The sequence below is a fragment of the Agarivorans sp. DSG3-1 genome (assembly GCF_046774965.1).
Lineage (GTDB): Bacteria > Pseudomonadota > Gammaproteobacteria > Enterobacterales > Celerinatantimonadaceae > Agarivorans.
In genome coordinates, this window is sequence record NZ_CP177241.1 from 685,428 (window position 1) to 711,011 (window position 25,584).

18 protein-coding genes are annotated in these 25,584 nt (G+C 45.8%); 7 read left to right on the plus strand and 11 right to left on the minus strand.

The genetic code is table 11. From position 1 onward, the window contains the following. Position 1: 1 nt before the first annotated feature. The 5 genes from recD to ACLD71_RS03300 all read right to left on the minus strand — a co-directional run bounded on the left by recD (position 2) and on the right by ACLD71_RS03300 (position 11,607). Positions 2 to 2,059: an exodeoxyribonuclease V subunit alpha gene (gene recD / locus ACLD71_RS03280; protein ID WP_411992957.1), complete on the minus strand. Its 2,058-nt coding sequence runs from the start codon at positions 2,057 to 2,059 to the stop codon at positions 2 to 4. After that, on the minus strand, positions 2,052 to 5,777 hold the full coding sequence (gene recB, locus ACLD71_RS03285; protein WP_411992958.1) for an exodeoxyribonuclease V subunit beta: 3,726 nt from the start codon (positions 5,775 to 5,777) through the stop codon (positions 2,052 to 2,054). The genes recD and recB overlap by 8 nt, the downstream gene beginning before the upstream one ends. After that, a complete protein-coding gene (gene recC, locus ACLD71_RS03290) occupies positions 5,770 to 9,123 on the minus strand; it encodes an exodeoxyribonuclease V subunit gamma (protein ID WP_411992960.1) in 3,354 nt (1,117 codons plus the stop codon). Before recC ends, recB begins: the two co-directional genes overlap by 8 nt. Before the next feature lie 118 nt (positions 9,124 to 9,241). Further along, the gene (locus ACLD71_RS03295; RefSeq protein ID WP_303511691.1) at positions 9,242 to 9,640 is read right to left on the minus strand and encodes a hypothetical protein; all 399 of its coding nucleotides are present in this window, start codon (positions 9,638 to 9,640) and stop codon (positions 9,242 to 9,244) included. Positions 9,641 to 10,092: 452 nt separating this feature from the next. Then, positions 10,093 to 11,607, minus strand: a complete 1,515-nt coding sequence (locus ACLD71_RS03300; protein WP_411992962.1) for a YifB family Mg chelatase-like AAA ATPase — start codon at positions 11,605 to 11,607, stop codon at positions 10,093 to 10,095. A gap of 242 nt (positions 11,608 to 11,849) precedes the next feature. Here ACLD71_RS03300 and ACLD71_RS03305 point away from each other — a divergent pair, with 242 nt between their 5' ends. After that, positions 11,850 to 12,560: a substrate-binding periplasmic protein gene (locus ACLD71_RS03305; protein WP_411994822.1), complete on the plus strand. Its 711-nt coding sequence runs from the start codon at positions 11,850 to 11,852 to the stop codon at positions 12,558 to 12,560. A 145-nt stretch (positions 12,561 to 12,705) separates the two neighbouring features. Here ACLD71_RS03305 and ACLD71_RS03310 read toward each other — a convergent pair whose 3' ends face one another. From ACLD71_RS03310 to ACLD71_RS03325, 4 genes are all read right to left on the minus strand, one after another. Further along, positions 12,706 to 13,122, minus strand: a complete 417-nt coding sequence (locus tag ACLD71_RS03310; protein WP_137673395.1) for a CBS domain-containing protein — start codon at positions 13,120 to 13,122, stop codon at positions 12,706 to 12,708. A 122-nt stretch (positions 13,123 to 13,244) separates the two neighbouring features. Next, complete coding sequence (locus ACLD71_RS03315; RefSeq protein WP_137673394.1) at positions 13,245 to 13,727, minus strand: hypothetical protein; 483 nt, start codon at positions 13,725 to 13,727, stop codon at positions 13,245 to 13,247. Positions 13,728 to 13,737: 10 nt separating this feature from the next. Then, a complete protein-coding gene (locus tag ACLD71_RS03320; protein ID WP_411992964.1) occupies positions 13,738 to 14,301 on the minus strand; it encodes a sugar O-acetyltransferase in 564 nt (187 codons plus the stop codon). A gap of 59 nt (positions 14,302 to 14,360) precedes the next feature. Continuing rightward, positions 14,361 to 14,810 (minus strand): DUF192 domain-containing protein, encoded by a 450-nt coding sequence (locus ACLD71_RS03325; protein WP_411992966.1) that lies wholly within the window; start codon positions 14,808 to 14,810, stop codon positions 14,361 to 14,363. 505 nt (positions 14,811 to 15,315) lie between these two features. On the opposite strand from ACLD71_RS03325, the gene ilvG reads away from it, so the two are divergent. From ilvG to ACLD71_RS03350, 5 genes are all read left to right on the plus strand, one after another. Beyond that, positions 15,316 to 16,974 carry an acetolactate synthase 2 catalytic subunit gene (ilvG, locus tag ACLD71_RS03330; protein WP_411992968.1) on the plus strand — a complete coding sequence of 553 codons (1,659 nt, stop codon included), beginning with the start codon at positions 15,316 to 15,318 and terminating at the stop codon, positions 16,972 to 16,974. Then, positions 16,974 to 17,246, plus strand: coding sequence for an acetolactate synthase 2 small subunit (ilvM, locus tag ACLD71_RS03335; RefSeq protein WP_137673390.1), 273 nt, complete (start codon positions 16,974 to 16,976; stop codon positions 17,244 to 17,246). Before ilvG ends, ilvM begins: the two co-directional genes overlap by 1 nt. Before the next feature lie 36 nt (positions 17,247 to 17,282). Continuing rightward, a complete protein-coding gene (ilvD, locus tag ACLD71_RS03340; RefSeq protein WP_137673389.1) occupies positions 17,283 to 19,130 on the plus strand; it encodes a dihydroxy-acid dehydratase in 1,848 nt (615 codons plus the stop codon). Between the two features lie 64 nt (positions 19,131 to 19,194). Then, complete coding sequence (ilvA, locus tag ACLD71_RS03345) at positions 19,195 to 20,730, plus strand: threonine ammonia-lyase, biosynthetic (RefSeq protein WP_411994824.1); 1,536 nt, start codon at positions 19,195 to 19,197, stop codon at positions 20,728 to 20,730. Positions 20,731 to 20,876: 146 nt separating this feature from the next. Beyond that, positions 20,877 to 21,614 (plus strand): hypothetical protein, encoded by a 738-nt coding sequence (locus ACLD71_RS03350; RefSeq protein WP_137673388.1) that lies wholly within the window; start codon positions 20,877 to 20,879, stop codon positions 21,612 to 21,614. 25 nt (positions 21,615 to 21,639) lie between these two features. Here the strand turns inward: ACLD71_RS03350 and ACLD71_RS03355 are convergent, their stop codons facing one another. Next, the gene (locus tag ACLD71_RS03355) at positions 21,640 to 22,524 is read right to left on the minus strand and encodes a PA4780 family RIO1-like protein kinase (protein ID WP_411992970.1); all 885 of its coding nucleotides are present in this window, start codon (positions 22,522 to 22,524) and stop codon (positions 21,640 to 21,642) included. Positions 22,525 to 22,603: 79 nt separating this feature from the next. Then, positions 22,604 to 23,563 (minus strand): 23S rRNA (adenine(1618)-N(6))-methyltransferase RlmF, encoded by a 960-nt coding sequence (rlmF, locus tag ACLD71_RS03360; protein ID WP_137673386.1) that lies wholly within the window; start codon positions 23,561 to 23,563, stop codon positions 22,604 to 22,606. 288 nt (positions 23,564 to 23,851) lie between these two features. On the opposite strand from rlmF, the gene ACLD71_RS03365 reads away from it, so the two are divergent. Continuing rightward, on the plus strand, positions 23,852 to 25,480 hold the full coding sequence (locus ACLD71_RS03365) for an alpha-amylase family glycosyl hydrolase (RefSeq protein ID WP_411992971.1): 1,629 nt from the start codon (positions 23,852 to 23,854) through the stop codon (positions 25,478 to 25,480). Positions 25,481 to 25,584: the final 104 nt, after the last annotated feature.

Genomic DNA, 25,584 nt, shown 5'->3' on the forward strand with positions numbered 1-25,584 from the left:
CTTAACTAACTCCCTTCGCCAAACGCTCTGCCAAACCCGAACGCCGCTGAGTCTTATTCCTGCACGCAGCACTAATACTTTCAGCATCGGCATACAAGCTAAACTGACTTTTCGCTCGAGTAATCGCAGTGTATAACAACTCTCGATTCACCAAACCTTGTTTAGCCGGCGGCAGTAACATGGCGACATGTTTAAACTCACTGCCTTGGCTTTTGTGCACCGTCATCGCATAAACACTTTGGTGAGCAGGTAGGCGGCTTGGCAGCAGCCAACGTAAGCCATTGGCCGACTCAAACGCTACCATTAGCTGGCCGTTTTCATCGCTAGCGCAAATACCAATGTCACCGTTATATAGCTGCTGTTCGTGGTCGTTTTGATCAATCATTACTGGCCTACCGGCATACCACAGGCTCTCGGTATTAGTAGAGCGCTCAATCAGGCCGTGTTTTTTAAGCAAACTCTCTATGCGCTGGTTTAAGCCACTGACCCCTAGCTCGCCATTTCGCAAAGCCACCAAAAGCTGGAATTGGTGAAATAATTCAAATACCTGCTGCATGTTTTGCCCTTGTTGCAGCGCGGTTAAATAAGGTTGATAACCTTGCACTACAGTATCAAGCAAGTCTTGATACGCCTCTTGGCTGAGGCTTTGATAAGGCAAATCTGAACGTTGTGAGTTAAGTAGCTCTAAAGCGTGATCAGCGCGCCCTTGGTTTACCGCCTTAGCTAACAAACCAATGCCAGAGCGCGCATCAAAGCGGTAGCTTTTGCGCAATAAACACAGCTTATCGGCAATCGCCAAAGGTGCTTGGGTTTGTTGCTGAGATAAATCAAAGCCACTACAGGCTTGTAAAAATTGGCTTAGCTCAGCGCTATAGCCGTGGTCGATAAAGGCACATAAATCTCCTAATACTGCACCCGCTTCTACCGAAGCGAGCTGATCTTTATCACCCAACAATATGATCCTCGCCTTGGCGGGCATCGCGGCCAACAGCTTAACCATTAAGGGCATATCAATCATCGAGGCTTCATCAACCACTAACATATCTAAGGTGAGAGGGTTGTCTGCATGATGACGAAACTCCGCTCGACCAGGAATAACGCCTAGCAAACGGTGAATGGTAGACGCTTGCTCAGGAATGGTGGCAATGGTTTGCTCACTGGCATTGAGCTGGTGCTTGGCACCAATAATCGATTCACTTAACCGAGCAGCGGCTTTACCGGTTGGCGCAACTAGCTGAATATTAAGCGCGGGTTTGCCAGCACTTAATTGTAAATCTTGTAATAACGCTAACAAGCGAGTCACAGTGGTGGTTTTGCCAGTACCTGGCCCACCGCTTATCACCAATCGAGCTTGATAACAGGCCTGCAAGGCTGCCAATTGCTGCCAATTTATTTTGCTAGCGTTTGCAATACTATTAACAAAGTCCGCCAATGCTTGAGCATCGGTAATAGCCGCTAACGCTTGTAACCACATTGCATTGTTCAGCAGGGCTGCATCGTTTACATCGAGAAATTGCTCGGCATACAGAGCCATTTGCTGAGATGAATAGTTAGCTTTTGCTTTTAACAACATCGGCCAATCGGGGCTAAATAATTGCTGCACTCGCTGGGCTATATCGTTGGCCGAAAACTCACTAGACACCTGAGCTTGCGAAAAGTAATAGGCAATTTGCTGCTCATAACGCCAATAGCGGTATAAATATACCCGCTGATATTGCAACACCAATGGTTTAGCACTTTGCTCAGCGTTATCGGCTTGCTGAACAGCCTCGGATTCACTGAGCACCTTCAACCAAAAATCACTATTTTGATATTGCTCGAGTGGGCAATGGCCTAATATTTCACAGCGCTTGGCAATGCCTACGATATCAATACACACGTGCCCAGCATTTAGCTCGTTACTCACCATGGCGGCGGCAATCATTAAGGCCTCTGCATTGTTATTGCTGGCGAAGGTCTTGGCAAAATGAAAATCTAAAGCACTAATGGCGCCATCTCGCTTAAGTTGCTGTAACCAAGTAAGGGCTGGCGAAGTGGCTAAGCTGGCTAAATCACTCATCGGCTAGTTCCTCACAGCTTGGCAACATTGGCAACTCGGTAGGCAAGCGCTCACCGGCAAATAGTTGGTCAAGGTGTTCTATAAACTCTGGCTCTGGGCGACTAAAATACACCCCTTGGCGATCGGTGATTGGTGAATCATCAGCGCCACTCATGCCACGTAAAAACAAGTAATACACGCCACCAAAATGCTGCTGGTAATCATAATTCGGCAGGCGTTGGCCTAACCAACGGTGTAAAGCCAAGCTATAAAGCTGATACTGAAAGTCGTAGCGATGCTCAATCATGGCATTCTTCATTGCTTGCTGTTGATATTCGGCGACATCATCACCCAAGTAGTTAGACTTATAATCCAGCACGTAATAGCGGCCATTGTGTTGGTACACTAAATCAATAAAGCCTTTAAGCATGCCTTGCACGCTAGCAAAATCGAGTAAGTTAGCTCGGCGACTTAAAGGGTCAAAATGACGAATAAGTCGATTTACTTGGTTAGCTTGCAGATCGGCAATTGGTAAGAAAAACTCCATCTCAACCAAACATTGTGGCTCGGGCAAGTGGCTTAAACTATAGGCCTCAATACTGCCTGCATCATCGAGTGGTGTTGCACACACTTGCAGAAACATTTGTGCCAAAGGCTCTAACCACAATAACTCGCCTTGTTCATTTAATTGGTTATAGCTTGACGCTTGTAACAAGCTGGGTAGCTGTTGGCGGACTTCATCAATCTCCGCTTGAAAATCCAGCTCTTCAAACAACAAATGTAAAAAGGTACCCGCCTCGGCACCACGCGGAAAATCAAAAATAGTGAGTGTTTGCTCTGCCTGTGGCTGGCTGTTTTCCACGCTTAGCCCTTCTGCTTGGTCTAGCCAAGCCATGTCGCTGCTGGCGTCAAAGCCAGAATGGTGACCTTGATGACGACTCAGCGCTGAATAGCTAGTTAACCACCAGTTTCGATTGATTTGGCTAGTAAACTGCCGCGCGGCATAGCTCTGTTCGCCATCGTCAACGGGTTGATATGGTGTAAGTGTTTGCTCACTCACAGCTTGCCAGGCAATGTCTTTGTGCTGGGCAAGATTGTCTAATATCGCTGCTAACGCCCCCGCAGGCTGCGGCTGATTTTGTTGAAGTAAGTAACCCAACGCACTTTGATGTACGTCGGTATCGCCTTTTTTGGCATTGCCTTTTTTAAGATCTGCCACGCCTAAATAACAGCAATACACTGCCCGGGTTACCGCCACATACAACAAGCGTAAATCTTCGGCTAAACGTTCTTGGCAAGCCGCTTCCATGGCTTTTTCGCCAGCGTCCAAATCATAAATAAAGCGCTCGCCTTCATGGTACAAGGCTTCGCTGGCTTCGCGAAAACCAAGAATAAATGGCAACATCACTATTGGATATTCCAAACCCTTACTTTTATGAATAGTGACAATTCGCACTAAGTTCGCGTCACTTTCTAAACGCAATTGTTGGTCGTCGGCATTGCCGTCTGGCTCTAATAGTTGCTCGGCAAACCAACGCATTAAGGCGGCTTCACCATCTAGCTCGGCACTTTGGTTTTGTAGCAGCTCAGCTAAATGCATTAAGTTGGTGAGTAAGCGCTCACCGTAGTTATCACTTTGGTTTATCCAGCGCTCGCTAATACCACGTTGGCTCATCCAGCGATAAAACATCGCCAGTACGCCTTGGCTTAGCCACAGTTGTTGGTACTCGGAAAATTCTTGCGAATAACGTTGCCAACAAGCTTCGTCGGTGTTCAGTGCATCCAACTCTTGCAAGCTTAGGCCAAGCATTTTACTGGCGAGGGCGGCACGTAATTTACGATCGTTATGCGGTTCTTGGCAGGCTAATAATTGCAGGTAAAATTGATAAGCCTCTGGGCTTTCAAACACGCTATCGCGGTTAGACAAACTCACGCTGGCAATATTTTGTTTGGCCAATGCCGCAGCAACTTTGTCGCCTTCGCGGCGGGTTCTTACCAATACCGCAATGTCTCCCGCTTCAACGGTTTTACCCTTGTCGCCCAAGGTGGCTGCGCCGCTTTGTCCGGCTTCTAATAATTGTTGAATTTGCTGAGCACACTGCAAAGCTTGGCCATTGATATAGTCTTCGCCACGCACAAACTCACTATTTTGCTGATACAAAAACTGCATCGCAGCTTGTTCTTGGCCGTTGATTTTTAAACCGCTAAGCTGGTCTTTAGCCGCGTTAACCGGAATAAACTGAATCGCATCGTCAAAAATAAATGGCCGCGCATGGGCTTCAAACAATAGGTTACAGGCATTCACCATCGCCCCGGTCGAGCGCCAATTGGTGGGCAAGTTATAACGTGCAGCAACATTGTTACGTGCTTGCATGTAGGTGAAAATATCGGCCCCACGAAAGCCGTAAATGGCTTGTTTAGGGTCACCAATCAGCATTAATGCGCTATCGGCTCTGCCCATATAAAGCTGCGAAAATATTTGATACTGCTGCGGGTCGGTATCTTGAAATTCGTCAATCATTGCCACTGGATACAACTGGGCAATTTGCTCGGCGAGAACACCACCTTGAGGGGCATTTAGCGCCTTGGCTAAACCCGCCAGTAAATCATCAAAACTCAATAATTGTTGCTGCTGTTTTAGCTCAGCGAAGCGCTGGCGAATTTGCGGTAATAACTGCGCTAACAGCAGGTTTTTAATGTTCTGTTCGTCATCAAACAAGGCTTCAATAGCATTGAACGCCTTATGCTCTGGCGGCGCACCTTTGGCTTTGACACCATTGGCTAAATTCTCTGGGGTAAACTTGCCTAAGGCTTCACGCAAAGGCTTGCTTAAAAAATCGCTCTCGGTAGGAGCGTCGGCAAACTGATTAATCAGCCCTAGCCATTTCTCTACCGAGGCTTTGCGAAACTTGTTGCCGTTTAAAGGTGCAGTGGCAATTAGCTCGGCAATGTCGGCTGCTGCGGGTTTCCACAGCTGTTTAAAGGTATCTATACGTGCAATTTGCTGGGCAAAAAAGGCTTCTAAATTTTGCTCGTTTGGCACACCTTGCAGTTCAAAATGGCTTTGATTAAGCAAGCTGCCGATTTCTTGATGCAGCTGATAAGGCCCCGGCCAACATTGCACAATGCGCGAGATAAGTGGCACCGGCAGGGGATAAAAACGCTGTCGCCAGCAGTCTTGCACCGCTTGTAAACGTAAATGGATTTCGTTAGTGAGAAACTCCATCTCAAAGGGTAAGCCAGATTCAAAAGCATGTTGCTTTAACATGCGCTGACAAAAACCATGAATGGTGAATACTGCGGCCTGATCCATATTTTGCTCAGCCAGCAGTAAACGCTGAGTCGCTTGTGGGTGATCACTCACTTCGTCGACAAGTCTATTTAGAACAACCTTCTTATCCTTGTCAGTACTCTTCCCGCGCAAAAAGGCGATGCGAGCTTCATGAATCCAGTCACGAATACGGCCGCGTAATTCCTGGGTAGCGGCTTCGGTAAAGGTTACTACTAAAATTTGGTCGATAGTGAGCGCGGTAAGTTGGCCTTGCTGAGTAAAGCCTTCCTCTGGCTTTAACGGATGACCAAGCAATAAGCGCAATATCAAGGTTCCAATAGTGTAAGTTTTACCGGTTCCAGCACTGGCTTCAATTAGCCGAGCGCCATTAAGTGGAAAGGTAAATGGGTCTAAGTTGTTAGTACTTACCGCCTGCTTAGGCTGAGCTTGCGCGTTTATATCAGACACTGGCAAACTCCTCTATATGTTGTAACAAGGGCTCGAATAAACGCTGACTATTGGCTTCGAACTCCGGCCATATTGCTTCTAAATCAGCTAGCTGGGCTTGAATATAGGGGTCATCACCCTCGGCTTGCGCGAAGGGCCCTCCCGCAAACTGGGTGCGTGCAGCGCGGCGTGCCTTGTCGATATTGGCTTCGCTAAACTCGATTGCGCCAGTCTTTTTATCTTTGCATTGGCTTATCCATTGCCAAGCGCTTTCGATAGGCAATAGCAAAGGTTGCTGTAAACCAGCGTGTAAGCAACTTAGCCAGTCACTTAAACACTGATTGGCAAACTCACTATCAATAGGCGAGAACTGCCAAGCATTTTTGCGTCCAACGATATAACTAGCTGATGCTTGAGTTGGCTGCGCCGCATGAAAAACCAAGTGCCATAACCAGGCAGCCACTAAATCTTTACCGCGAATGCTGCCGGGGCGATAAAACACCAACCCTTGTGCATACTGATGCTTTAACCAAGCCGATAAACGGGTTTGCAATACGCTGTCTTCTGAGTGGTAGTCCAGCTGCAGCATTAGTTGTTGGCGCTCTAACAAACCACCCGCTAGCAAAGGAAATAGCATATCTGCCAATGGTTGTGTGTCTTGCCATTGCTGCTCAAACGATACCTCGCCAAACCCACCATGGGGCAAAGCGCCGGCGGCATGTAAGTGTTCAAACTGCTGGCGTTTATCGGCATTATCTAATTGCTGTTCCAGCAAGTGTTGCTTCATGGCGTAACCCGATAAGCCTTCTACCAAGAACGGTTCGGTTTCTTCTAGTTGATCACTTAAGCGAGGAAAGCTCACTTTTAAGCGTCGCTGATAAAAATAAGCAATTGGCGAGCGGCTAAACGCTAGCAGTTCATCCATTTCAATATCGGCCAATCCACCCTCGTTGATTAACGGTTCTGCTAATGTGTGCTCAGATTTATTCTGCTGCTGAGCCGCCACTGCGGGCAACCAGCGCTGCGCATAACTAAAGAGCCGCGGGGAATGCTGATAATACTCAGGCGAGAATGGTTGCAAGGGATGCTGATGAGTAAGTTGAGCAAGCAAGCGCTTGCCAGAGTCATCTACGTTAAGCTGTTCATCACCTTCTAAAACGCAGCTTTGCGCTAAATAATCAGCCAGCTCGGCCACTAATACCGAGGGAGTTTGTTCACTATTATCTTTAGCGCTATGCGCAATATACGAAATGTATAAACGCTGTTGAGCAGCCAGCAGCGCTTCTAAAAATAAGTAACGGTCGTCATCTCGGCGGCTACGGTCGCCGCGTTTTGGCGGATTAGCCGCCATAAGGTCAAAACCTAAACTGGGCACACTGCGAGGGTATTCACTGTCATTCATTCCCAATAAACACACCACTTTAAAAGGAATAGCGCGCATCGGTAGCAAGGTACAAAAGTTGATTTGTCCGGCTAAAAATCGCTGACTACCACGTTGAGCATTCAGTTGGTTTCGGCAATAATCTAAAATTAGCTCTGGGCTTATTGGCTCGTTATATTCGGTTGCGGTGCACTGCTCCACCAAGGTTTCAAACAGCTTTAACAAACGTAATTGCTCGGCTTCGTCGTCATTATCAAAGTGATAAACATCGCTTAGCAAAGCTTGCAAGCGCTCTCGCCACTGGGTTGCTGGTACGGCTTCTAAGAGCTGTTGCTCGAGTTGCATTAACACGTCAATAAAGTCGGCCAACTTACCCACTGCAAGGGCGCGTTTACCTTGCACTTCATCATAGCCCAGCACACCTTGGTAAAGGCCAGCTCCGCCAGGCATGGCATAACCCAACAGCATACGCTTAAGACCAAATAACCAAGAATGAGTTTCATCGTCTGGTGCTTGCCAGCGGCTACGGTCAGCGCCATCTAAGCCCCAGCGAACTCCCGCCTCTTTCACCCATTGGCGTAGCGGTTTTAGCTCGTCTTCACTTAAGTCGAAACAGCGCATAATGGCAGGCACTTCTAATAGAGCGAGCAACTCGGCGGCTGACTTTCGTTTTTGTGGTAGGGCCAGCAGCTCTAAAAAGCTGAGCAATACCGGGTTCTCTTGAGTGGCACTGCGATCAGAAATAGCGAACGGTAAACGAGTCTCGCGACTCGCGCTACCAAATACCGCTTGAATCATTGGCCCGTAACGGTTTACGTCGGGCACCATCACGATTACGTCACGCGGGCTTAAGTCTGGATCTTGTTCAAACATTGCCAATAACTGGTCGTGCAGTACTTCTAATTCTCGACGAGGGCTATGACAAAGGTGCAGCTGAATACTGTTGTCGTTAACAACAATAGAACGTTTATGTTCACTGCTATCAAAGCGCTGATAATCAATAGGGTCTTGCAGCTGCAAAATATCATCTTGCACCAAAGACAATAAACTTGCGGCGCTGTGCTCACTGAGGTTGCTAGCAAAAATGTCTGTTTCTTGTTTGTTAAGCGGGTGCAGCATTTCAATGTAGTCACGCCCTAATTTGCCCATTGAAGCAAGCAGTGGGTTACCCACCAGTTCAATATCCGTTTGTTGTTTAAGCACGGTGCTTACATCACGCACATCGCCCCAATATTTTTCCGAGGGGTTGGTTAAAAACAGGTGGATATCAGTATGTAGCGCCAAGGCATCTAAGGCCTCAACATAGGCCGGTGGCAAAGCCGATATACCAAAAATAAACACTTGTTCTGGCAGACCTTGCGGCGCCGTTTTTGCTAACCGCAGTTGCTCAACAAAATCGATATACAAATTGCCGCGGTGATAGGGCGAGTCCATGGCGCCCACCGTGTCATCAACCAAATCTCGCCAAAGGATCGGCTGCCAAGGTTGGCTTTCACTGACTTCGATCAGGTCTTCGCCATCTTCCCAAGCACTGGTCCACTGACTACGATACACCAAATATTGGTCGTAAATGTCAGCAATTTTCTGCGCCAGTTGCCATAACTTACGGCTCTCTATCTCAGTCGTATCATCATCACCTAGCAAGTAGTGTTTTAGTGCACTAAATTCTTCTTCAGCCAACCGCTTAGGTAGCAAGCGCATTAGTCGCCAGCTCATGGCTTCTTTATTGAAGGGACTTTGTTCAGGGACGTCTTGCAAGACCAAATGAAACATTTGCCAAATAAAACTAGCAGGTAGCGGGAAGGCAACATTCGCCACAATGCCCTGTTGTTCGGCCAGTTGTAGCTTTAGCCACTGCGCCATGCCGGGACTTTGCACCAACACTTGTTGCTGAACAAAAGGATTCGCAGGTGCCTGTAAGGCCATTACCTTACTTAGCAGTATTTGCAGGGTATCTAAGTGGTTGCTTTGATAAAGATATAACAAGAAGGCTGTTCCCTTGAACTAGGCAGCCTTTATTGTGCCAGAAAAAACCTCTTAAAAAAGTGTTGCTTAAGCAATTTTAATTAAGCGAAAGAGGTTCTTTCTAGACAGAATGAGGAAACTATTTAGAGAAGATAATTCGACGTAATGCCGAGTAGTCAAAGGTGGTGTATCCACCAAAGCCATTTTTAGCCACAAACATACCTGCGTCATCATCTTGGCTTGGCAAGCTAAACTTAGCGCCGCTGTGGGTTACTGCAATATATTGGTTAGATACATAATAGTACTGATTATCAGCTTGAATGAATGCCAACTCACTTAGGGGCATAAACAAGCGTTTTCCTTTGCTATCTAAAGCTACTATGCGATTTTTTAAACTGCCATCTGTGTTCTGTATCTGTAAATCACTTAACTCCATCCATTGCGATTCACTACCTGATTGTAACCAAATCCTAACTTCTTGAGCGCTAGCGCTCGCAGCAAACAATAGAGAAATGCCTATCACCATCCATTTCATCATCGTAATTCCTTCCTTTTTTATTAGCGCGATAACCTCTTTATGCGGGTTATTCACGTTTGCACTTTAAGTAGCAGCTATCACCTTGTAAACACCCGTTTAACGATTTTTCGGTGAAAGTCATGTTTCTGACCTTACTGCCTTTCTTTTTTAATATTTCATTTACTCTTTAAAAGAGCTTGAACACCCGTGGTTCCTATAAACAGCTATCAATAACTCTATGTTTATAACTCACATAGTACTTCAAAAACAGCAGCTTATGAAAACGTTATCTTTCTTTTCATTCTAATTAAGTGTCAATAAATTGAACACAGATAGCTATACAATTTCTGCGCCATTTTGTTGTATTCATTTCTTTACGGAACAAAAAAAGGCGCTCAAGCAGCGCCAGCACTGTGACAAAAAGTTTATGGTCACTAGAGGCTCAACAGAAAATAGTCAAAATAAAGTGAATGCTAGTGGCTTAATTGTTTTAACAATCGATCCATAGCACGATAACTTAGTGCTTCTATAAGATCACTGCGTTTAACATCTGATTGTTGTTTCAGATCGGCAATGGTTCTGGCCAAGCGCCAAACTCGGTGAAATGCTCGTGCAGAAAGCCCAAGCTGGCGAATGCTGCTTTCTAAAAAGTCGCTATTTTCAGCACTAAGAAAAGCATGTTTATGTAACTCTTTACCCGAGAGTTGGCTATTGAGTTTACCGCTGCGCTGCATTTGTAATTTACGGGCTGCAATAACCCGTTGTTTGATTGCCTCGCTAGACTCACCACTAGAGTGTTGGCTTAAACTGCCTTTCGGTAACTCAGCCACCTCCACGCTTAAATCAAAGCGATCTAGAAATGGACCCGAAAGCTTACTCAAATACTTAAGAATTTGATCGGGATTACTGCGCAATTGTTGGCCTTGGTAATATCCACAGGGCGACGGATTCATGGCTGCTATGAGCTGAAAGCGCGAAGGGAAACGCACTTGTAAAGCAGCGCGTGATATATGTACCTCGCCTGATTCTAGAGGCTGACGCAGGGCATCTAGGGTACTGCGGGCAAACTCTGGTAGCTCATCTAGAAATAACACTCCATGATGAGCCAGAGTAATTTCTCCCGGTTTTGGGTTTGATCCTCCACCTACTAAAGCCACCATAGACGCACTATGATGTGGGCTTCTAAATGGCGGTATGTACCATTGTTCGAGCTCTCTTTGCTGGGCACTGACCGAGTTAATCGCCGCGACTTCTATCGCCTGCTGCTCACTTAGGCTAGGTAAAATACCCGGTAAGCGGCTGGCTAACATAGTCTTGCCCGTTCCCGGCGGGCCTAACATCAATAAGTGATGTGCCCCTGCCGCAGCCAGCTCTAAAGCACGCTTGGCTAAGTGCTGGCCCTGCACGTCACTCATATCTAACTCTAGCTTGCTTAATGCCGGCTCAATGGGGCTTGCAGCCAACAGATTAAAAGCGCTTTGACCATTTAAACCAGCGCTAAGCTGCTGCAGGCTGGCGCTACCATGTACTTTCACCTCAGGCACCCGTGCTGCGGCGTCAGCGTCTTGTTCACTAGTGACTAAAGTGAGATGCTGCTGGCTTATAGACAGTGCCGTGGCAATGGCACCGCTAACTGGGCGAATAGCACCGGAAAGCGCCAGCTCTCCACAAAAAGCCATATCGTTTAAACAAGCTAGCGGAATATCGCCAGCAGCAGCGAGGATGCCTATCGCAATAGGCAAATCAAATCGACCTCCGCTTTTAGGAACGTCTGCTGGGGCAAGGTTTACGGTGATGCGTTTAGCCGGAAAAGAAAAGCCACTGTTTAGTATCGCACTACGCACTCTGTCTTTCGCTTCTTTAACCGAGGTCTCTGGCAAGCCAACTATTGAAAAAGCCGGGAGGCCATTGGCCAAATGAACTTCTACGGTAACGTTTAAGGCTTCCATGCCTACCAAAGTACATGTTTTAACAATCGCTAAACCCATAATTTTCCCAACAATTAATAACACCTTTGATACTAGTCGTATTTTAATAAAAGTGTCATTAATGGCCCCTCACTAACCTAGCAGCTTTTCTAGTGAGTATGGCCCTCTTGAGTGTGCTCGTTTTTGCTTCAGCAACTGCTATATTTTAATTTATGATATTGATCCGCAGCGCCTTCATCGTTTGCCTATTGCTTATGAGTACCTCTCTTTGCTTAGCGAAGGATAATGTCATTTTGATCGGTGTGGCTGACTTTCCGCCTTACAGCATTGTAGAGGACGACAAGTTTTCTGGTGCCGAAGTGGATATAGTGCGAGAGAGCCTCACTATTGCCGGTTATCAGGTAGAATTTACTAGCTATCCCTACGGACGCCTGCCGATATCCTTTCGCCAAAAGCAAATTGATGGTGCCATTGTTACCTTAAAAAACTTTAAAGATATTGAGGTTTTTTATTCCGATATCGTGCTGCCCGAATATCAAACCGTCGCAATACACTTAAACAAGACAGGTCTCGATATTTCAACGATTAATGATTTACAAGATAAGTCGATATTGGCGCATCAACGAGCCAGCCTATTTTATGGCGATGACTATCAGCGCATAGCGCTATCAAACAAGGAGAAATCTCTATACCAAGAAACCTCAAAACAACAATCTCAAATCTTAATGCTGTTTAAAGAACGTGTAGATGTGATTGTTTTAGCCCATGAAATCTTCAACTATTTTAAAGCGAGAACAGAATATAAGAACACCGATACTGAGTACGTGGTGTCAAAAATATTTGGTGAGAAGTTTGGTTTTTATAACGTGTTTTGGGATCGCGAAGTACGCGATGGCTTCAATAGAGGGCTTTATATCATTAAAGAAAATGGTACCTATGACCGGATTGTCAGCCAATACCTTGAAAGCCAAGAACCCAATCCTCACCAAGAACGCTTCAGAGATCTCGAGTAAGTTGATATTGAGCGTTTAAGAGAATCAATATTTTCCGCTTCTTAGAATCGGCCTAAAAAGCTTTAGGTAAAAGCAAAATGAAAGCTCTCGAAAAGAAGAGGCACTTATCAACGTTCTCAGTTGAATAAAGCGCCATTAATCGCTTCTACTGCTTTACGCTAAAACATTGCTGCTGTTGTTTATGTAGCGCGGCTAATACTGCCTTGCGTTCTATTAAACCCAGTAATTTGCCATTTTCAACCACCGGATAGCTCTTCGGTTTGTTGTCGGTCATGCTTTTAGCCAAATCAAGAATGTTCTCATCGGGACCAACACTCAATACCTCTGTGCGCATGATGTCTTTCACTAAGGCGCTTTGGTCACAGTAATAACCGGCTTGCAGCATTTGGGTTACGCAGTCTAACTCTGATAACCAACCAATTAAGGCACCTTTAGCGTCAACCACTGGCGCACCAAGTTGCTGGGATTTTGTTAGGGCGTCGCTAGCTTGGTTAATGCTTTGCTCTTGAGTAAAGCTAAGTAGCTGAGTACGCATATAATGTCGAACATTAAGCTGTTGCATAAGACCTCCTTCAAGGGCCTTTAAGATTACAACTTAACGGTATTACAAACCAAGACAGATAAGAAATGGCTTATAACTATTAGATTGATAGGCATAGATGTAAAACACCTCAAAGCCCACTATTAGTTTGGTAAGCTTTTAAGCAATAATTGCTCTTGGAAGTGAAACAACGCGATAATAATCCAAAATGAAACTACCCTAGCCAACTGCTTTTGCATTGCATGTTGCTCTGTTAGATAAGCAGCAACACTATTTACTATGCCAAAGCCAATATGCTCACCCTCGGTGATAGGAAAGTTCAATAGGCGCTGCCTTATTACTTTCTCATGCAACAGTGCCAGACAATTTAATCCACTATCTTCATCTTTATTTACTGAGTATTTGACACTATCCATTGTGAAATTTACATAACCAAAAGACTGAATCGAATCTATCAAGGTATAGGTATGCCACATAAGGTGCTTTAACGTTACTTTTTTATCTTGACCCAAATACTGAAAATACATCTCTTTTGGCCTCTGCCGCTCGATATCGGGGACTAACAAAGTAATAAATTCGTCATAAGAAAAACTGCGAATAAAATGCTCAATTAAAACTGTTTGCACAACTTACCCTTCACTGGTCTTCATCTTCTGGCACGTCACGCAGATACTTGGCCGGTACACCTGCCACCACAGTATTGGCCGCAACATCTTTATTCACCAAAGCACCCGCGGCAATCACCGCATTGTCACCAATGGTGACTCCGGGAAGTATATTCACTCCCATGCCTACCCAAACGTTGTTGCCAATGGTCACCGGTAATGCGGTTTCTAAACCTTCGGTACGCTGCTTAACATTTAAAGGGTGAGTGGCTGTGGAAATATTGACTGATGGTGCAAACATTACATCATCACCTATCGTCACTCGCGCACCATCGAGAATCACGCAGTTATGATTAGCGTAAAAGTTTTTGCCAGTGGTAATGTTATAACCGTAGTCACAGTAAAAATGCGGCTCTATCCAAGGGTCTAAACTATTCGGCAATAACTCGGCAAGCACTTCGGCACGTAAATCTTCCTCTGGGTGTAACAAGTTCAGCTCGTAACACAGTGACTTGGCAATATTGCGATCTTCAACTAACTCGCCATCAAAGGCTAAATACAGCTTCCCCGCTAACATCTTTTCTTTTTCTGTCATGCCTACCTCTTGAGTGAAAACTCACAGCAAAAATCACGATATCTTTTAGTTTCAATAACTTATTCTAGCGGTTTTATGCTCGCCATATCTCCGACCTGGATTGCATTTTTACTAAACCACCCTAGGTTCATTTCCCAAGCGTAAAGAATATTCTGTTTAGCAACGGTTAACCGAACGTCATGAGCTTGCATAGAACGAATTTCAGAAATACGTCCATCTTGACGGATAAAAGCAACATCCAGTGGGAGATAAGTGTTCTTCATCCATAAACCAGCGCGCTTAGGCTGCTGAAAGTTAAATAACATTCCGCAGTCTTCACACAGAGACTGACGATACATTAGCCCTCGAGTGCGCTGTTCTCCACTATATGCATATTCCAATACATAGACTTGTTGTTTAACCCTTACTTCAACGCTAGAGAACGTCACTTTTTCAGGCGTTGCCGTAGCATTAACACTCAGCAAAAAGCTCAACAAAAAGATCCAATGTGATGGTTTGCCAATGCCCATATCTAAGATCCTTTGCTTACTTTAGCGTACTGTGACCTAACCATGACAGATATCACCATCAACACGCAATAAGGCTAAGTGATTTCTCATTAGGCCCATTCTGCAAAAAAGTTGGGAGAAAAACAGTCAATTTAGCAATGAATAATATGCTAGAGATACAACAGATATAACCATGACCAAAGAGTTAAATAAAATATAAAACTACAACTAAAACACAAAGCAGCTAATGGCACTTCATTTTGTATATTAAGCATACAGAAAGCAGAGCTTTTCACAGATAAAGCGGACTTGAATCACATTTTATCCTGTGGTACTTGTTAACCAATGCTTTAGGAAAGTTTTAAATATGTCTTTTTCAGTTGCACTAATTATTAGCGTGGTCCTTGTGGTGATTATTCTGTCACCTCGCGGGGATGCGCTGTTGTAACTGAAACAAGCAAACAACACCAAACCCCCGCGCTGCAAAGCTCGGGGGTTTTTTGTTAACGGTGGAAAGGAAGTAGTGATGAATGGTGCTCAACAAATTGTAGCGACTCTGAAACAACAGGGCGTTGAACAAGTATTTGGTTATCCCGGTGGGGCAATTATGCCGCTTTATGACGCGCTTTATGATGGTGGGGTCAAGCACATGCTGACGCGCCATGAACAAGGTGCGGCAATGGCTGCAGTGGGTTATGCCCGCGCAGGGGCTAACCGTGGACTAAAAGTAGGCGTATGTATCGCTACTTCTGGGCCTGGCGCAACCAACCTTGTCACCGGCCTGGCTGAGGCACAATTAGACTCTATTCCTTTAATCGCCATTACCGGGCAAGTTGCCCAACCTGTGATTGGTACAGATGCCTTTCAAGAAGTCGACGTATTAGGCATGTCTTTATCGGTGACCAAACACAGTTTTATGGTCACTGATGTTAAAGAGCTAAAGCGCACCATTGAGCAAGCCTTTGAAATTGCCACTAGTGGCCGCCCCGGCCCAGTATTAATTGATGTGCCTAAAGATATTCAACTGGCCGAAGTGGAAGAAAGCCTAGCCTACGTGGCCTCGGCTAATCCAGCCACAGCGCCTAATGCCAGTTCACTCGCTCAAGCCAAGCGATTAATTTCCGAAGCCAAACAACCCATGGCCTACGTGGGTGGCGGAGTAGGTATGGCGAACGCAGTAAGCGAATTACGTGCGTTTTTAACAGATAGCCAAATCCCTAGTGTGAGCACGCTTAAGGGTATTGGCGCAATCACAGAAGACCAGCCTTACTACTTGGGTATGTTGGGTATGCACGGCACTAAGGCCGCTAATTTAAGTGTTCAAGAAACCGACTTACTGATTGTTATTGGCGCTCGCTTTGATGACCGCGTTACCGGCAAGTTAGATGAATTTGCACCAGATGCTAAGGTCATTCACTTAGACGCCGATGCCAGTGAGTTTGGAAAACGCCGTGAGCCAGATGTTGCCCTTGATAGCGATTTAAAACTCACCTTGCCAGAACTGCATGGCAAGTGCGACATAGCCCCTTGGCAAGCTACGGTAAACCAACGTAAGCATGATTTTGCATGGCGCTATGATCACCCTGGCGCACATATTTTTGCTCCAGCAATGCTTAACGAACTAAGCAAGATGATCAACAAAGACACTGTAGTAGCCTGTGATGTTGGCCAGCACCAAATGTGGGTGGCTCAGCATATGCAATTTGACGGCCCAGAAAATCACCTTTCTAGCGCTGGCTTAGGCACTATGGGCTTTGGTTTGCCCGCGGCTATTGGCGCTCAGTTTGCTCGCCCTAACGATACCGTGATTAACGTATCTGGCGATGGTTCGTTCATGATGAATGTACAAGAGCTCACCACTATTAAACGCGCTAAGTTACCCGTTAAAATGTTGCTAATCGATAACAATCGCTTAGGCATGGTGCGCCAGTGGCAAGATCTATTCTTTAATGGGCGCTTTAGCGAAACCATTCTTGATGACAACCCCGATTTTGTAAAAATGGCCTCTGCCTTTGACATTCCGGGTGAAACCATTAGCAATAAAATTGATGTTCACGCTGCACTGCAACGGATGCTAAATAGCGACGGCCCTTACCTGCTGCATGTATTAATTGATGCTGAGGAAAACGTGTGGCCATTAGTGCCACCGGGTGTGGCCAACGACAAAATGATGGAGGACTGCTAATGCAACATTCACTAACCATTACTACCCGCAGCCAAGCCGATGTATTAGAACGTGTATTACGAGTGACACGTCACCGTGGTTTTTTAGTACAATCGATGCACATTGAACATGAGGTTCAGCACCTGCCTGCGGGTTATGCGATTGAACTAACCGTCACTAGCGAGCGTCCAATAGCGCATCTCACTAATCAATTAGTGAAGTTATTCGACGTAGAGCAAGTAACATTAAAGCAATTACAAGCAGTGGCTTCGCCAGAAGCGGCCATTGCCTAAACAAATAGCAAACACAGATTAACGGAGTAAACCGCAATGCCTAAACTGCGAAGTGCCACCACCACCGAAGGCCGTAACATGGCCGGAGCTCGCGCCCTTTGGCGAGCAACAGGAACCAAAGAAGAAGATTTTGGTAAGCCAATTATTGCGGTAGTGAACTCTTTCACTCAGTTTGTACCGGGTCACGTTCACCTTAAAGATCTTGGCCAACTGGTTGCACGCTCAATTGAAGATGCAGGCGGCGTAGCCAAAGAATTTAATACCATTGCTGTAGACGACGGTATTGCCATGGGTCATGGCGGTATGTTGTATAGCCTACCGTCGCGCGATTTAATCGCCGACTCTGTTGAATACATGGTAAACGCTCACTGTGCCGATGCCATGGTGTGTATTTCTAACTGTGACAAAATTACTCCAGGCATGTTAATGGCGGCTATGCGCATCAACATTCCAGTTATCTTTGTGTCTGGCGGTCCAATGGAAGCTGGCAAAACCAAACTTAGCGACCAAATCATTAAGTTAGACTTGGTTGACGCAATGGTAATGGGCGCAGATAAAAACGTCTCTGACGAAGACAGTGAAAAAGTTGAGCGCAGCGCTTGCCCAACTTGTGGCTCGTGTTCAGGCATGTTTACCGCCAACTCAATGAACTGTTTAACCGAAGCGCTCGGCTTAGCCCAGCCAGGTAACGGTTCTATGCTGGCCACTCACGCCGATCGCGAAAAATTATTCGTGAACGCCGGTAAACGCATCGTAGATTTGTGTAATCGTTATTACCAACAAAATGACGAAAGTGCCCTACCGCGCTCTATTGCTACTTTTAAGTCGTTTGAAAATGCCATGACACTTGATGTTGCCATGGGTGGCTCAACCAATACTGTATTGCATCTATTGGCCGCCGCCCAAGAGGCTGGCGTAGATTACAACATGGACCACATGGATGAGCTGTCTCGTAAGGTACCTCAGTTATGTAAAGTTGCCCCATCAACCAACAAATACCACATGGAAGATGTACACCGCGCGGGCGGTATTATGGGTATTTTAGGCGAGCTAGATCGCGCCGGTTTAATTAACCGCGACGAGCCAAATGTAATGGGAGGCACCCTAGCTGATACCTTGGCTAAATGGGACGTAATGCAAACCCAAGATCAAGCCGTAAAAGATTTCTATCGCGCTGGTCCTGCGGGTATTCGCACCACTAAAGCCTTTAGCCAAGATTGCCGTTGGGATGAGTTAGATACTGACCGCGCAGAAGGCTGTATTCGTAGCCTTGAAAACGCCTTTAGTTTAGAAGGTGGCCTAGCAGTACTGAAAGGCAACATAGCTTTAGATGGCTGTATTGTTAAAACCGCAGGCGTAGATGACGACAACTTAGTATTTCGTGGCCCAGCCTGTATTTTTGAAAGCCAAGATGATGCAGTAGCCGGTATCTTAGACGGCACCGTTAAAGCAGGTGACGTGGTATTGATTCGCTACGAAGGCCCTAAAGGTGGCCCAGGCATGCAAGAAATGTTGTATCCAACCTCTTACTTGAAATCTATGGGACTCGGTAAGAAGTGTGCCCTACTTACCGATGGTCGCTTCTCTGGTGGTACTTCTGGCTTGTCGATTGGCCATGTTTCACCAGAAGCTGCTAGCGGTGGCATAGTCGCTTTGGTTGAGCCGGGCGATATTATCGACATCAACATTCCTGAGCGCAGCATTGTGCTAGAAGTGAGTGATGCAGAGCTAGCAACACGTCGCTCAGCCATGGAAGCAAAAGGCAGCGATGCTTGGCGACCGATTGGCCGTATTCGTGAGGTGAGTACTTCACTGAAAATGTACGCCCACTTTGCCACCAGTGCAGACAAAGGCGCAATTCGCGATCAAAGCAAACTAGACTAGTTTTGCACTAGAAAGTTTGCGTAAATAGCCCGGTACGCCGGGCTTATTTTTTTAAGGTTATATGATGACGCAACACCTCCCCTCCGCTAACGAATATCTTCGCCGAATCCTGCTTTCGCCAGTGTATGAAATTGCCCAAGTCACCCCGCTGCAAGACATGAACAAACTGTCGAAGCGAATTGGCAATAACATTCTTCTCAAACGTGAAGACCGACAAAGTGTGCATTCGTTTAAATTGCGTGGGGCTTACAACAAAATAGCGCAACTTAGCCAAGAGCAAGGCCAGCGAGGTGTGATTGCTGCATCAGCAGGTAATCATGCGCAAGGTGTAGCAATGTCGGCGCAGCGTTTAAATATTTCCGCCATCATTGTTATGCCTACCACTACGCCCGATATTAAAGTGGATTCAGTTCGCGCCATGGGCGCTGATGTGCGCTTAGTCGGCGACAACTTTGACGAAGCCAGCCATTATTGCAAACAACTAGCCGCCGAGCACGGTTATACCCTCATACCTCCTTTTGACGATGTAGATGTGATTGCCGGACAAGGCACCATTGGCAAAGAGCTACTTGAGCAAGACATGCACCTAGACGCGGTGTTTGTGCCAGTAGGTGGTGGCGGAATTGCCGCTGGCGTATCGGTTTACATTAAACAACTGATGCCACACATTAAGATTATTGGCGTAGAAGCCGAAGACTCAGCCTGCTTACAGGCAGCGTTGGCGGCAGGAAAGCCAACGCCTTTAGAGCGAGTGGGCCTGTTTGCCGATGGTGTGGCAGTAAAGCTCATTGGCACAGAAACCTTCCGCTTATGTCAGCAGTATTTAGATGAAGTCATCACGGTAAACTCTGATGAGATATGCGCTGCTGTAAAAGATATTTTTGAAGATACTCGTGCTATCTCAGAGCCCTCTGGCGCTTTAGCCTTAGCCGGCTTAAAAGCCTACGCTCAACAACACAAGCTTCAAGACCAACGTTTAGCGGCGGTATTATCCGGTGCTAATGTAAATTTCCATAATCTACGTTATGTCTCAGAGCGCACTGAACTAGGCGAGAAAAAAGAAGCGGTATTAGCGGTCAATATTCCCGAGCGCCAAGGTGCTTATTTGGAATTTGTAGAGCATTTAGGTGGTCGCGCAATTACCGAGTTTAACTACCGCTATGCCAGTGAACAGCAGGCCAGTATTTTTGTCGGTATTCGAGTAAGCAACAGCGATACCGAACTGCCAACACTATTAGATACGCTCAATAACAGTGGCTACCAAGTGGCGAATTTAAGTGACGATGAACTCGCTAAGCAGCATGTTCGCTATATGGTGGGCGGCCACCCGGGCGCGAAACTAAACGAGCGCTTATATAGCTTTGAATTCCCAGAACAACCCGGCGCTTTGCTTAAGTTTCTGCGTACCCTTGGCCCACATTGGAATATTACTCTATTTCATTATCGTAACCACGGTTCTGCCTACGGGCGAGTCTTAGCCGGTTTTGAGCTGCAAGACAGTGATCAACAGGCTTTTAGCAAGCACTTAGCGCAGCTTGGTTTTGATTATCGCGACGAAACTAATAATACCGCTTACCAGTTTTTCCTGGCACAGCAATAACCTTGCGTTAATCTAGAACCGCAGCTCAAGATCCTATCAGCCCGATAATTGATATTTATCGGGTTAATCGGTCTCATCACAGGCTTTATCTCTACTCAACTGGTAAAAAGATACCTTGTTTCTTTTAGATACTGGATAAACAAACCATGTTGAAGACGACTCCTTTAGTTAGCGTATTTATCGCCGCTATTAGCTTTAATCTTAGCGCCGACACTCTCACCCTTAATAATGGCAGTGTGCTTGAAGGTACCTTGCTTAGTCGCGATGCAGAGAATATTCAGTTTGAAATGGCTGGCAACGCCATGACGTTTAGCACCAGCGACGTTAAAGACCTAGACGTTTCTTTTACTGCCCCAGCGAAAGCTGAGCCAGCTCCGGTAGAAAATAGTAAGGCCGCTTCAGCTATAACTCACATCCCGGCAGGTACCCCCTTAATGGTAAGCTTAGATACCGCCATTAGTAGCCGTGAACATCGCTCTGGCCATCGTTTTTCAGGCAAACTAGAGGGTGATTTATCGGTAGGTGGACACCTTATCGCAAAAACTGGCGATACGGTTTACGGCAAGGTAATACAAAGCGAACAAGCGGGTCGTTTAGCGGGTAAATCTAGCTTAAGCATTGCTTTAACCGACATCACAATCAATGGCCAACGTATCGCTATTCAAACCAATAGCTTTAATGGCTTAGGTGACGCACAAGCCAAAAACACCGTGAAAAAAACCGCTGGCGGTGCAGCCATTGGCGGCTTAATAAACGGTAGTGATGGCGCTAAAGACGGCGCCAAGGTAGGTGCAGGATTAGCCCTAATAACTCGGGGTGGAGCGGTGCAAATCCCCGCAAATACCTTGTTAGAATTTCACACCAGTGCAAATGTGAATATCTAAGCCAATACACGCTGGGCAGATTAGATTAATCTGCCCAGTTAAATTTACTTTCATCTACCCCTTGTTGGGCTTCATTAATTCGCTCTCGGCGCGCCAACTCTTCTTCGCGAGCAGCATCAATCTCCTGCATAATCGCCGCAATATCTGCCACGGTGTCCTGCTGAGTAAATTCTCCGGTCAGTTCGGTATCTGCAGTTAACTCGCCTTTTTCAAACAGTGCCCACATCTCTTTGGCATATTCGGTGCTGGCCAGCGAAGGCGCAAATTGGGTGTAATAGTCGCGCATGTTATTGATGTCACGCGCAAGCATCCACTCGGCGTTATTGTTAGCAGCAGCATCTACTGCTTGCGGTAAATCAATAATCACGGGGCCATATTCATCCACCAGCACGTTGAACTCTGATAAATCTCCGTGTATCAAACCCGCACACAACATTTTTACAATGTAACCAATCATGGTTTGATGGTCTTCCAAAGCTTGCTCTTCAGACATCAGTACATCATTTAGTCGCGGTGCCACATAACCTTCATCGTCGGTCACCAACTCCATCAACAACACACCATCAAAGCAGCCGTAAGGCTCCGGCACTCTCACACCTGCTACAGCTAGCTTATACAGAGCATCAACCTCGGCACTTTGCCACACTTTTTCCTGTTGCTCACGACCAAAACCAGAGCCTTTTTCCATCGCTCGAGCACGGCGACTATTACGTACTTTACGCCCCTCACGATAAGCCACCGCCTGTTTAAAACTGCGCTGGCTGGCATCTTTATACACTTTAGCGCAGCGGATTTTATCGCCGCAGCGCACCACGTAAACCGAGGCTTCTTTGCCACTCATCAGCTGGCTTTTCACTTCATCTACTAAGCCATCATCAACTAAAGGCTGGATTCTTTTAGGCGTTTTCATTGCTCTCTTTTATCACTAATAATTAATAGATTCAGCACCTTGATTAACGATGCTGAAACGACAAAAACAACAGCAAGGCTCATGATGATAAAAGCCACTGCGCTTGTTGTTCTGGTTTTTGGTAAGTCCACGCGACAAAGCGACTCACTTTGTTACCTTGGCCCATCTTTATGGTTTCAAATTGCGCCACTTTTTGCTGCTTCAACGCTTGATATATTGCCTTAAGATTAGCCTCTTTTGATACCAAACTAGTAAACCACAATACTTGAGCCGAAAATTGCTGGCTTTCACTGATCATATTTTTAATGAAGCTTAGCTCTCCTCCTGGGCACCATAGCTCGTTGCTTTGGCCGCCAAAATTCAAGCTATCTTTATGTTTCAACGAGGCTTTTAAGTTAGTTTGCTTACGCTGCGTTCCCGCTTTAGCCTCCGCTGCCGAACGGTGAAAAGGCGGGTTACATATACTTAAATCAAAACGCTCAGCGGCTTGAATTATACCGTTAAAAATAGCTTTTTTATTGGTTTGCAAACGTAAATCGATTTGGCGCTCTAACTGAGGATTGGCTGCCAAAATTAATCCGGCCGAGCGCAACGATGCGGCTTCAATATCGCTACCGACAAACGACCAATCATACTCACTGGCGCCCACCAAAGGGTAAACACAGTTTGCCCCAACACCAATATCGATGCAGCGTATGGCCTTGCCTGTAGGAACATTTCCTTTGCTCGATATTGCCAATAAATCAGCCAAGTAATGCACATAATCAACACGGCCAGGAATGGGCGGGCAAAGGTTATGTTTAGGAATGCTCCAGCCATCAATCGCATAAAAGTGCTTCAACAAAGCCTTGTTTAAACAACGTACTGCGTCAGGGTTGAAAAAGTCGATAGACGCATCACCATATTGATTGTCTGCCACAAAGCGGGTCAATTCAGGGCAAGAGCTTATCAACGCTGGAAAATCATAACGCTGGCGATGTTTGTTGCGCGGGTGCAACTGACTTTTAGTGGCTGGACGGGCTGTTTTTTTATCTCGCATTAATCAGCAATGGCCTAAAGGTTTATAAATACTCCACCATTATAAAGCGAAGCGCGAGCAAAGGCTTGTATCGATCGAGATAAAGCCAAACTCAACACTATTGATAAATATGTGATCAACGGTGATGATAAAAAAAACAATATAGTAAAAAATATCATCATCAATTATTAGTAATTGATATAAAAGCGCTTGTGTGAATAAAGATGACAAATTAATCACAGATCATCGTAGCCAGCACTACTTAACACAAGCCTTGTTTTCAGCAATGTTACAAGGAAAGTAAAAACAATGATTAAACACCTACTATACGGTGCGCTTCCGCTTGCCGTACTTACAGCCCTAAGTGGCTGTGGTTCTAGCACAGAAACACCCGCTCCCATCGAGTTACCCGTGGGTGAGGCTAAGGCCGATACTCTGGTTGATATGAGTTCAGTTGCAGTAGACGACCAACCCGCCCTAGCCAAAGATTGGTACAAAGGGGCAGTGTTTATGGAGATCTTTGTACGCAGCTACAAAGATTCTGATGGCGATGGGATTGGAGATTTTAAAGGGCTTACCTCTCAGCTAGATTACATTGCAGACTTGGGGGTTGAAGGTATCTGGTTACTCCCCTTTAGTGAAAGCTCTGATAAAGACCACGGTTATGAGGTGGTGGATTATCGTAGCATCGAAAGCGACTACGGCTCTCGAGAAGACTTTGATGAATTTTTAGCGCAAGCGCATGCCCGCGGAATTGGCGTTATCGCCGACTATCTCATTAACCACAGCTCTGGTGACAATCCAGTATTTGCTGACTCTAACAATAATGCTGGCGGAAAACGCGATTGGTATATGTGGCAAGACAGCGATCCTAAATGGACAAATTGGTCTGGGGATTCATCTTGGCATAAAGGACAATATGGTTTTTATTACGGTATTTTTCAGCCCAACATGCCTGATTTTAACTTACAAAATGAAGAGGTTATTCAGTTTCATTACAACAATCTACGTTATTGGTTAAATGCAGGAATGGACGGTTTTCGTTTTGACGCGATGACCCACTTAGTCGAGAACGGGCCTAATCAATGGTCCGCACAACCGGAAAACGCAGCGATTATGTATGGTATCCAACAATTGGTGATGGAGGACTACAGTAATCGATACATGATCTGTGAAGACTCTTCAGATTCACTGGCCGCTGCTCAGCAAAGCTTTTGTGGATCTGCGTTTTCCTTTTACCTGAATAAAGCCATTATGTCGGCTGTAAATTCAGGCTCAAGTGATCAGACTTCAATGTCTTATTGGCTTAACCAGAGCTCTCTAGATAGCATGGGTTTATTACTCGCTAATCATGATTCATTTGCAGGCCAACGTATATTCGAACAATTTTCCGGTAACGAAGCTAAATATCGCTTGGCTGCTGCCACCTTATTAACCCTACCAGGTCAGCCTTTTATTTATTACGGTGAAGAAGTAGGCATGGCACACACTAAAAACAGTGGGGGCGACTATTTACTCCGTGCACCAATGAGCTGGACAGCCGATGGTGGATTTACTTCAGCCACGCCATATCGAGAAATTGCCAATAACACTGCAAACTATAACGCTGAAAGCCAAATGGCTGATAACAGCTCGCTTTACCATCATTACAAAAACCTTATTCAACTGCGTAAAGCCACACCGGCATTGCGCAATGGTGAATTAACATTACTCAATCAAGGTGAAGTACTGGCCTTTACGCGCACAACAGCAGGCAGCAACGTGCTAGTTGTATTTAACTACAGCGAAAGTGCCCAAACCCCGAGCATTGCTCTTGAACAACAGTCTGCGGTGCTAACTCCGCTGGCGGGCTTTGGCTCAGGCAATATCAGCAGTACTTCTGCAGGCCAAGTAAACTTAAGCTTAGCCCCGCAGGAAATTAGGATTTACCAGTACTAATCTAAGCAGCAGAACCAGCTCTTCGGCAGTTTAGCGAGGAGCTTTTTTATTATTGGTTTTGTTATTTTTGACAACTTAATTAAGTTGTCATCTTTTCTCCACAC